Below are 8,738 nucleotides of genomic sequence, written 5' to 3' on the forward strand. Positions count from 1 at the left end.
ACGAGGAGTCGGCGGGCGCGCCGTCGGTCACCGTCGGCTGACGCCACGCCGGGGCGTCACCAGTCGGCCTCCTGGTGGCTCCCAGTCCGGGACCCCGGCACCCGGCGGTTGAGGGAGAACAGTCGCCCGAGCACCGGCATGAGCACGATGTTCATCCCGTGCAGGAGGCCGATGACGAGCAGGATGCCGCCCACCCGCGCTGCCGAGGACGCCAACTGCTGCGCCGTGACCAGTCCGGAGACCTCGTTGCCCCAGGATTCCTGCGGCGCGAAGCGCACCATGAACAGGATGTATGCCGCGAAGATCAGGTAGTACACGATGTCGGTCAGCACGATGTAGCTCTTGCCCGTCAGCGGGTTGTCGTGAAAGACATCAGCGGCATAGGCGCGGCCGAACCGCTTGATGAACGGCCCCAGCCACACCGCGATCGCGATGAGGACGAGGACGACTGCCACTTCGAGGATCCACCAGGGCATTTCGAGCACTCCGTTCCGGCGGGGGGTCAAGGTGAGGACTGCGGTGGACGCCACGGCCACGACGGCCACGGCGGCGGAAGCCGCGCGGATGCCGGCGCGTCGCCGCCGGCGGTCGGCGTCGATGCTCTCGACGACCCGGTCGAACAGGTCCGGGGAGGGGCTGGTCGGTGACTGGGTCAGGGCCTTGGTGATGCGGTCCTCGAGGTGGGTCATCGCTGGGCCTCCAAGGTGGTGCCGAGGGCCTCGAGCCCTCGGTGCAGGTGCGTCTTCACGGTGTTGACCGACAACCCGAGGGTCGCGGCGATGTCGGCGATCGGCAGGTCGTAGTAGTAGCGCAGGGTCACGCAGTCGCGCTGCCGGCGGGGCAGAGCCCGGAGGGCCTGGACCACGGCCGCCCGCTCGGCGTGCTCCTCAGCCGTCTCGGCCGCCGAGGGGGCATCGGGCTGGGCCGACAGCAGCGGTCTTGTCGTCGACGTAGAAGCGCGCGAGCCGGGTGAGTGAGGCTGCCTCGGCGTCGAACATGGCCGCGACGTCGACCGGCCCCGCGGACCCGTCCGTCAGGCCCGCGAGCCCGCCCATCAGGTCGTGCGAGGCGATCTCCATCACTCGGACAGACGAGTGAGACGGCACGCGGGGTGACACGTGAAGGTGCCGAACTTCCGGTGGATGTTTCGGCACCTCGGCGACCGGGGGGACGTCACCCGACGCGGCATCCGGAGCCGTCCTACGGGTGTCCGCACCTTTGCGGGCCCGACCGAAGGGGATCACCATGATCAGGACCTCCCGCCGCGCGTTCGCCGTGCCGGCAATTCTCGCGCTCACCGCCGGCGCATTGACAGCCCCAGCCTTGGCCGACCCGCGCGGGCCGCTGGTACGGGCAGGGGGCAGCCTGTCGGACCTGCAGGCGGCCGCCGGCCCCTTCGACGGGGCCCATGCCGTCGTGCAGATCGTCGCCTCGGCAGGCGGGTCGCACACCGTGCTGCGTGTGCGCGGCATCCACGGCGCCGACGGCCAGACCTTCGGCGCCCACCTGCACGCTGGCCCGTGCGTCGCCGGCGACGGGGCCGCGGCCCTCGGCCACTACAACACCGACGTCATCGCGGGCGACCCGACGCCCGAGATCAGCGAGGACACCGAAGTGTGGCTCGACTTCGCGGTCGACGACGGAGCCGGCACCGCGACGGCATCCGTGCCGTTCATCCCTCTCCCGGGCGACCGCTCGGTCGTCATCCACGCCTTGGCGACCGACCACCACACGGGGCTCGCCGGCGCTCGGCTCGCGTGCCTCCCGGTCCAGTGGTGACCCTGCGAGCGTCCGCCGTCGGGATGGTCGCAGGCTTCGTCTGGGGAGTCGTGGCGCGGGGGTTCATGCGGCTGATGACGGTGTCCCCGGAGTTCACCTGGTCGGGAACGCTGTACATCGTCGGCACGGCGTCCGTGGTCGGAGGGCTGGTTGCGGTCGTGCGGCAACAGCGGCTCAGTGGGCGCAGCCGGTGGTGGCGGTTGCTCGGACTGCCGTTCGTCCTGCTGTTCGCCGCGGCGGGGGTCCTGCTGGCGCCCGGCGTCGTCGGGGTGGTCATGCTGCTCGACCGCCGTCGGTGGCTGCGACTGCCCGGTGCGGCCCTCGTCGGGCTCACCCTGTGGGGCGTCGTCGTCGAGGACCTCGGGCTCTCGATGTCCGTGCGGCAGTGGCTGGGTGTGGCCGTGATGACCGGCTGCCTCGCGGTGATGGGGTGGGCGGCACGTGAGCTCGTTCGCCGCTGGCCGGTGGATGCCGCGCGGCGGCTCCCTCTCGACCCGTCCGCTACCAGCCCCACCCTCGTCGGCCAACCTTCCGGCCGATAAGCCGGTGGACGAGGCCACGTCGCGCCTACGCTGGCAGGGTGCTGCGCACGCGCTCCCCGATCAGGCCCCTCTCGCTCGCTGACCGCGACGACGCCCTGGACCTGTGTTCTCGCGACCTCCCGGGCAGTGTCTTCGTGGCGGCGCGCATCCTCGAGGGGGCCCGCACCGGGTCGCTGATGAGCGTGCTCGGACACCGCGTCGACGGTGAGCTCACCTCGCTGTGCTGGGCCAGCGCCAACGTCGTCCCGGTGGCCACCACCCCCGAGAGCCAGGCCCTGATCGCCGAGAGGGTCCGTCGCTGGAAGGGCCGCTGCGCGTCACTGTTCGGGCGCCGCGACGAGGTCGAGGGGCTCTGGTCGCACCTTGCGCCCCACTGGGGGCCCGCGCGAGCGATCCGAACCCGCCAGCCCCTGCTCGTCGCCGACCGACTGCCGTCGACGCTGGGGGTCCAGATCGACCAGCGGGTGCGCCCGGCGCGCGTGGACGAGGTCGACCTCGTCCTGCCGGCGGCCGAGCACATGTTCACCGCCGAGATCGGCTACCCGCCCTACCGGGGGAGCTCCCGGGGCTACCTGGCCTCGCTGGCGACCCTGGCCCAGCGCGGCCACACCTACGTCGTCATCGAGCACGGTGAGGTGGTCTTCAAGACGGACATCGGCAGCCTTGCGCTCGGCTGCGCCCAGCTCCAGGGCGTGTGGCTCGCGCCGCACCTGCGCGGCCAGGGCTTGGCGGCGCCGATGCTCGCGAGTGTCGTCGAGCAGGTCATGCTCGGTCCGGCGCCACTGGTCACGCTCTACGTCAACGACTTCAACACGGCCGCACGGGCGACGTATCGACGGCTCGGGTTCCGTGACGCGGGCGACTTCGCGACGGTGCTCCTGTAGGGGCCCGTGCCGGTAGTGGTTGGATGGGGTATGGCTCACGCAGCCCGCATCCGCCCCGTCGCCGCCCCGGTGCGCTGAGCCCGGCATGTCGACCCTGGACTGGAAGCCTCTCACCGAGGGTGACCTTCCTGCCCTGACCCACTTGGCCCAGTGCTGCCTCGAGCGTGACGGTGGCCTGCCGCTGCTGGCGACCGAGCCGATGCTGCGCCAGCTCTTCCTCTCCGGGCACTCTGTCGGCGGGCGCGATGAGACGGGTGAGCTGATCGCGGCGGCCGGAGCCTTCCTCGACGCGTCGGCGACCCGCTCGGTCACGGCGCTGGTCCACCCGTCGGTGCGCTCGCAGGGGATCGGCGAGCAGCTGCTGAAGTGGTGGCTCGCCCAGGCCGGGGGAGGGCCGATGCGCGTCGTCGCCGAGACCGCGTCACCAGAGTCCGACGCCTTCGCGGCACGCCTCGGCCTCGAGCGCACGTTCGCCGAGCACGTGATGCGTCGCCCGCTCGTCGAGGTCCCGCGCATCGTGCGGCCCGCGGAGGTGCACACCTACCCGTGGACCGCGGACACCCAGTACCTCTTCCACGCCGCCTACTCGCGGTCGTTCGCGAACCGCCCGGGCTTCCCTGACACCCCGTTCGCTGAGTGGGTCAGGTCGGTCGAGGAGGACGAGGGTTTCCACCCCGACCTCTCGCGGGTGGCGCTCGACGAGGACGGACACGTGGCGGGGTTCGTGACGATCTCCGACAACTGGATCGATCAGGTCGGGGTGGTGCCCGAGTGGCGGGGCCAGCGGCTCGGTGCGCACCTCGTCGTCCGGTCGCTGCGGACGTTGCGCAAGGCCGGCTACGAGCAGGCCTGGCTCGCGGTGAACGTCGACAACCCGAGTGCCCGCGCGCTGTACCGCTCGCTGGGCTTCCTGGACTCGGGTGTGCGGGCGCGCTACCAGCAGGTGGGGCCCATCCAGGGCAAGGATGTCCCGAGCGACATACCCTAGGGGGTATGCTGGGCTCATGTCTCCCGTGGTGTTGCTGCTCGCCGTGCTCGTCGGGATGGCCCTGGGCCTGCTCGGGGGTGGCGGCTCGATCCTGACCGTGCCCCTGCTGGTGTACATCGCTGGGCTCGACGCGAAGGAGGCGATCGCGACGTCGCTGCTCGTCGTGGGGGTGACCAGCCTCGCGGCTCTCGTGCCGCACGCCCGCGCAGGACGGGTGCGCTGGCGGACCGGCGCGATCTTCGGTGCCGCGGCGATGGCAGGGGCCTACGCGGGTGGAAGGATCGCCGAGTTCATCCCCGGCACGGTCCTGCTCGTGGCCTTCGCGCTCATGATGGTCGCGACGGCGGTCGCCATGATCAGGGGCCGGGCCAGGCAGGATGCCGCTGGGCCGGGCTCGGGGTCGGCTGCCGGTGACGCTGGCGGCAGCGCCTCGGTGCGCGAGCTGCCCGTCAAGCTCGTGCTGCTCGAGGGGGTGGTGGTCGGCCTCGTCACCGGTCTCGTCGGCGCTGGCGGTGGGTTCCTCGTGGTCCCCGCCCTCGTGCTCCTCGGTGGGCTGCCCATGCCGGTGGCCGTCGGCACCTCGCTGCTCGTCATCGCGATGAAGTCGTTCGCGGGCCTCGCCGGCTACCTGTCGTCGGTGTCGATCGACTGGGGGCTCGCGGCCGCCGTGACCGCGATGGCCGTGCTCGGCAGCATCGGCGGTGCGCTCCTGTCGGGCCGGGTGCCGCAGGACCGGCTGCGTCAGGGCTTCGGCTGGTTCGTCCTCGTCATGGGGGTTCTGGTCCTCGGCCAGAGCGCCCTCACCGCCTGACCCCTCCAGTCGAGAGTAGGCGAATCGCCGTCTGCATCCGCGGCGAGACGGCGATTCGCTTACTCTCGACCGGGGGTGGGGCGCGGAGGTGCGCGTCAACCGAGGCGGCGCGCACGGCATCCGCTGACGTCGTTATCCTTGGCAGGTTGCCCGACCGACCCGACCGCACCGAGGAGCCCTCCCGTGGCCATGCGCATGTCGTCCCTGTTCCTGCGAACCCTTCGCGAGAACCCGGCGGACGCCGAGGTCCCGAGCCACCAGCTGCTCGTGCGGGCCGGCTACATCCGGCGCGTCAGCCCCGGTGTCTACACCTGGCTGCCGCTCGGCCTGAAGGTGCTGCGCAAGGTCGAGACGATCGTGCGCGAGGAGATGGACGCCATCGGCAGCCAGGAGCTGCTCTTCCCGGCGCTGCTGCCGCGTGAGCCCTATGAGGCCAGTGGGCGCTGGACCGAGTACGGCGAGAACGTCTTCCGGCTCGTGGACCGCAAGGGGGCCGACCACCTGCTCGGCCCCACCCACGAGGAGATGTTCACCCTCACCGTCAAGGACCTGTACAGCTCGTACAAGGACCTGCCCCTGTCGATCTACCAGATCCAGACCAAGTACCGCGACGAGGCCCGCCCGCGCGCCGGCATCCTGCGTGGCCGCGAGTTCGTCATGAAGGACTCCTACTCCTTCGACATCGACGGCGCCGGGCTCGACAAGAGCTACCAGCTGCACCGCGACGCCTACGTGCGCATCTTCGACCGGCTCGGCTTCCACTACGTCATCGTCCAGGCGATGGCCGGGGCCATGGGCGGCTCGAAGTCCGAGGAGTTCCTCGCCACCGCCGAGAACGGCGAGGACACCTACGTGCGGTGCGTGAACTGCGGGTACGCCGCGAACGTCGAGGCCGTGCGCGTCCCGACGCCGGATGCCGTGGACGTCACCTCCCTGCCCGCCGCGCACGTCGAGGACACCCCCGACACCCCGACCATCGACACGTTGGTCGCTGCCGCCAACGCCGACCACCCCCGGGCGGATGGGCGGGCCTGGACCGCTGCCGACACGCTGAAGAACGTCGTCGTCATGCTCGTGCTGCCCGACGGCACCCGCGAGCCGCTGGCCATCGGAGTGCCCGGCGACCGCGAGGTCGACGAGAAGCGCCTCGGTGCCCAGGTCGAGCCCGCCCGCGTCGAGGCGTTCGAGGAGAAGGACTTCGCGAACTACCCGACGCTGGCCAAGGGCTACATCGGCCCCGGCGCGCTGGGTCTGGAGAAGTCGACCGGCATCCGGTACCTGCTCGACCCCCGCGTCGCCGACGGCACCGCGTGGATCACGGGCGCCGACATCTCTGGCAAGCACGTCTTCGACCTCGTGAAGGGCCGTGACTTCGAGGGCGACGGCACCATCGAGGCGGCCGAGGTGCGCGACGGCGACGCCTGCCCGTCGTGCGGTCACGGGCTCGAGAGCGCCCGCGGCATCGAGATGGGGCACATCTTCCAGCTCGGCACGAAGTACGCCGAGGCGCTCGACCTCAAGGTGCTCGACGAGAACGGCAAGCTGCGCACCGTGACGATGGGCTCGTACGGCGTCGGTGTCTCGCGGGCCGTGGCCTGTGTCGCCGAGGGCAACCACGACGAGCTCGGCCTCATCTGGCCCCGCGCTCTCGCCCCGGCCGATGTGCACGTCGTCGTCACCGGCAAGGACGAGACCGTCGCGACCTACGGCGAAGAGCTCACTCGTGCGCTCGAGGCGCGCGGTGTGGCGGTGCTGCTCGACGACCGCCGCCAGGCCAGCCCGGGTGTGAAGTTCAAGGATGCCGAGCTCATCGGGGTCCCGACCATCGTCGTCATCGGGCGTGGGCTGGCGCAGGGCGTCATCGAGGTCAAGGACCGGCGCACCGGGGAGCGGCGCGAGGTCGCGGTCGACGCAGCGGTGCAGGAGATCCTCGCGGAGATCGGGCAGGCATGAGCCACCCGGTCGACGCGGTCGTCTTCGACTGGGGCGGCACGCTGACCCCGTGGCACGAGGTTGACCTGCCCGAGCAGTGGCGGGTCTTCGCGCGGGAGGTCCACGGCATCCCCGTTGACTCCCCGGACGTCTCGCAGGCCGATCTTGACGAGGCGCACCGGCTCGCCGACCGCATCCTCGAGGTCGAGAGCGCTGCCTGGACGAGGGGTCGCGACGAGCACACGTCGGCCGCGCTGGCAGACATCCTCGAGGCTGCTGGGATCGATGCCGCGCACGACCGGCACCACCTGGCGCTCGCGGCCTACCGCGGCTTCTGGGAGCCGCACACCCACACCGACCCGCAGGTGCGGCCGCTGTGGGAGGGGCTGCGCGCTCGGGGGATCAAGGTGGGGGTGCTCTCGAACACCATCTGGTCGCGCGAGTACCACCAGGGCATCTTCGAGCGTGACGGGGTGCTCGACCTGGTCGACGCAGACCTGTACTCCAGCGAGCTCGACCACGTGAAGCCGCACCCGGAGGCGTTCCGCGCGATCTGCCGCGAGCTCGACGTCGACCCGCGACGGTCGGTCTACGTGGGGGATCGCATCTTCGAGGACGTGCACGGCCCGCAGCAGGTCGGCATGCGAGCGATCTGGATCCCGCACTCCGACATCCCCGCCAACCAGCGGGTCGAGGTCACGGCCGTGCCCGACGGCCGGGCCCACGAGCTGCTCGACGTGCTCGCCCTGGTCGACGCCTGGACGGCCGCGTGACCCGCCCGTGAGCGACCCGGGGGTCGAGGTCATCGCGCTGCTCGGCCTCGCGGGCTTTCTGGCCGGGTGGATCGACGCGGTCGTCGGTGGGGGTGGGCTCGTGCAGCTTCCCGCGCTGCTGCTCGGGGTGCCCGGGGCCACGCCGGCGCAGATCCTCGCGACGAACAAGTTCGGCTCGATCTGGGGCACCGCCACGTCGTCGGTGACGTACTACCGCCGGGTCAAGCCCGACCTTCGCACCGCCCTGCCGATGGCCGGCGTGGCCTATGTCGGCGCGGTGGTCGGAGCCCTCATCGGGTTGCACATCCCCAAGGCGGCGTTCTACCCGATCATCCTCGTGCTCCTCATCGCGGTCGGTGCCTACACCCTGTTCAAGCCGTCGCTGGGAGAGTCGACGGCGCTGCGCTTCAGTGGGCGTCGGCACACCGTCTTCGCGATGCTCACCGGCTTCGTCATCGGCGTGTACGACGGCGCGCTCGGCCCGGGGACTGGCTCGTTCATGGTGTTCGCCCTCGTCGGGCTCATGGGCTACGCCTTCCTCGAGGCCAGCGCCAAGGCCAAGATCGCCAACTTCGCGACCAACCTCGGGGCCCTGACCGTCTTCATCCCGGGCGGCCACGTCATGTGGGTGGTCGGTGGCGTGATGGCCGTGGCCAACCTGCTCGGCGGGTACGTCGGGGCCCGAACCGCGGTGGCGAAGGGTAGCGGCTTCGTGCGCGTCGTGTTCATCATCGTCGTCGGGGCGTTCATCATCCGCATCGCCGGAGACCTCCTCGGCGCCTGGTGAGGCGACTCGGATGCCGGCCACCCGGCATCCGAGTTTCTCCGTCATCACAGTGATGGCGGGGTTGATGCAGACGGGCGGAGAAATTTCTCCGCCACCGGCAAACTTCTCCGTCATCCCAGTGACGGCGGAGAAGTTCTGGCCGCTCGGTTGCCCGGGTTCCCTTCCTGGTCAGGGTCAGGGGGTGGTGAGCCAGAGGACGGCGAAGGGCGGCAGCCACACGTTGCCGTCCCCACCCCACGGCA

General features: G+C 71.1%; 11 protein-coding genes. 8 read left to right on the forward strand and 3 right to left on the reverse strand.

Features of this window, described 5'->3' with window-relative positions; genetic code table 11:
- Positions 1–56: 56 nt before the first annotated feature.
- From PLL68_RS00605 to PLL68_RS00615, 3 genes are read right to left on the reverse strand one after another with little or no spacing between them, the layout of a single operon-like run.
- Positions 57–689: a hypothetical protein gene (locus PLL68_RS00605; protein WP_324530643.1), complete on the reverse strand. Its 633-nt coding sequence runs from the start codon at positions 687–689 to the stop codon at positions 57–59.
- Positions 686–934: a sigma-70 family RNA polymerase sigma factor gene (locus PLL68_RS00610; RefSeq protein ID WP_324530688.1), complete on the reverse strand. Its 249-nt coding sequence runs from the start codon at positions 932–934 to the stop codon at positions 686–688. The genes PLL68_RS00605 and PLL68_RS00610 overlap by 4 nt, the downstream gene beginning before the upstream one ends.
- Positions 888–1,079 carry a hypothetical protein gene (locus PLL68_RS00615; RefSeq protein ID WP_324530645.1) on the reverse strand — a complete coding sequence of 64 codons (192 nt, stop codon included), beginning with the start codon at positions 1,077–1,079 and terminating at the stop codon, positions 888–890. The genes PLL68_RS00610 and PLL68_RS00615 overlap by 47 nt, the downstream gene beginning before the upstream one ends.
- Before the next feature lie 166 nt (positions 1,080–1,245).
- Between PLL68_RS00615 and PLL68_RS00620 the strand changes: the two genes are divergently transcribed.
- From PLL68_RS00620 to PLL68_RS00655, 8 genes are all read left to right on the forward strand, one after another.
- Positions 1,246–1,779 carry a superoxide dismutase family protein gene (locus tag PLL68_RS00620; RefSeq protein WP_324530647.1) on the forward strand — a complete coding sequence of 178 codons (534 nt, stop codon included), beginning with the start codon at positions 1,246–1,248 and terminating at the stop codon, positions 1,777–1,779.
- Entirely contained in the window at positions 1,776–2,321 is a 546-nt protein-coding gene (locus PLL68_RS00625; RefSeq protein WP_324530649.1) for a hypothetical protein, read from the forward strand. Before PLL68_RS00620 ends, PLL68_RS00625 begins: the two co-directional genes overlap by 4 nt.
- Before the next feature lie 38 nt (positions 2,322–2,359).
- Positions 2,360–3,205 (forward strand): GNAT family N-acetyltransferase, encoded by an 846-nt coding sequence (locus PLL68_RS00630; protein ID WP_324530651.1) that lies wholly within the window; start codon positions 2,360–2,362, stop codon positions 3,203–3,205.
- Between the two features lie 85 nt (positions 3,206–3,290).
- Positions 3,291–4,193, forward strand: coding sequence for a GNAT family N-acetyltransferase (locus PLL68_RS00635; protein ID WP_324530653.1), 903 nt, complete (start codon positions 3,291–3,293; stop codon positions 4,191–4,193).
- Positions 4,194–4,209: 16 nt separating this feature from the next.
- Positions 4,210–5,004 (forward strand): sulfite exporter TauE/SafE family protein, encoded by a 795-nt coding sequence (locus PLL68_RS00640; protein WP_324530655.1) that lies wholly within the window; start codon positions 4,210–4,212, stop codon positions 5,002–5,004.
- Positions 5,005–5,187: 183 nt separating this feature from the next.
- On the forward strand, positions 5,188–6,957 hold the full coding sequence (locus PLL68_RS00645) for a proline--tRNA ligase (protein WP_324530657.1): 1,770 nt from the start codon (positions 5,188–5,190) through the stop codon (positions 6,955–6,957).
- A complete protein-coding gene (locus tag PLL68_RS00650; RefSeq protein WP_324530659.1) occupies positions 6,954–7,709 on the forward strand; it encodes an HAD family hydrolase in 756 nt (251 codons plus the stop codon). Before PLL68_RS00645 ends, PLL68_RS00650 begins: the two co-directional genes overlap by 4 nt.
- A gap of 7 nt (positions 7,710–7,716) precedes the next feature.
- Positions 7,717–8,496 carry a TSUP family transporter gene (locus tag PLL68_RS00655; RefSeq protein ID WP_324530661.1) on the forward strand — a complete coding sequence of 260 codons (780 nt, stop codon included), beginning with the start codon at positions 7,717–7,719 and terminating at the stop codon, positions 8,494–8,496.
- Positions 8,497–8,738 lie beyond the last annotated feature (242 nt).

Origin of the sequence: Ornithinibacter sp. (assembly GCF_035443565.1) — a bacterium.
Classification (GTDB): domain Bacteria; phylum Actinomycetota; class Actinomycetes; order Actinomycetales; family Dermatophilaceae; genus Fodinibacter.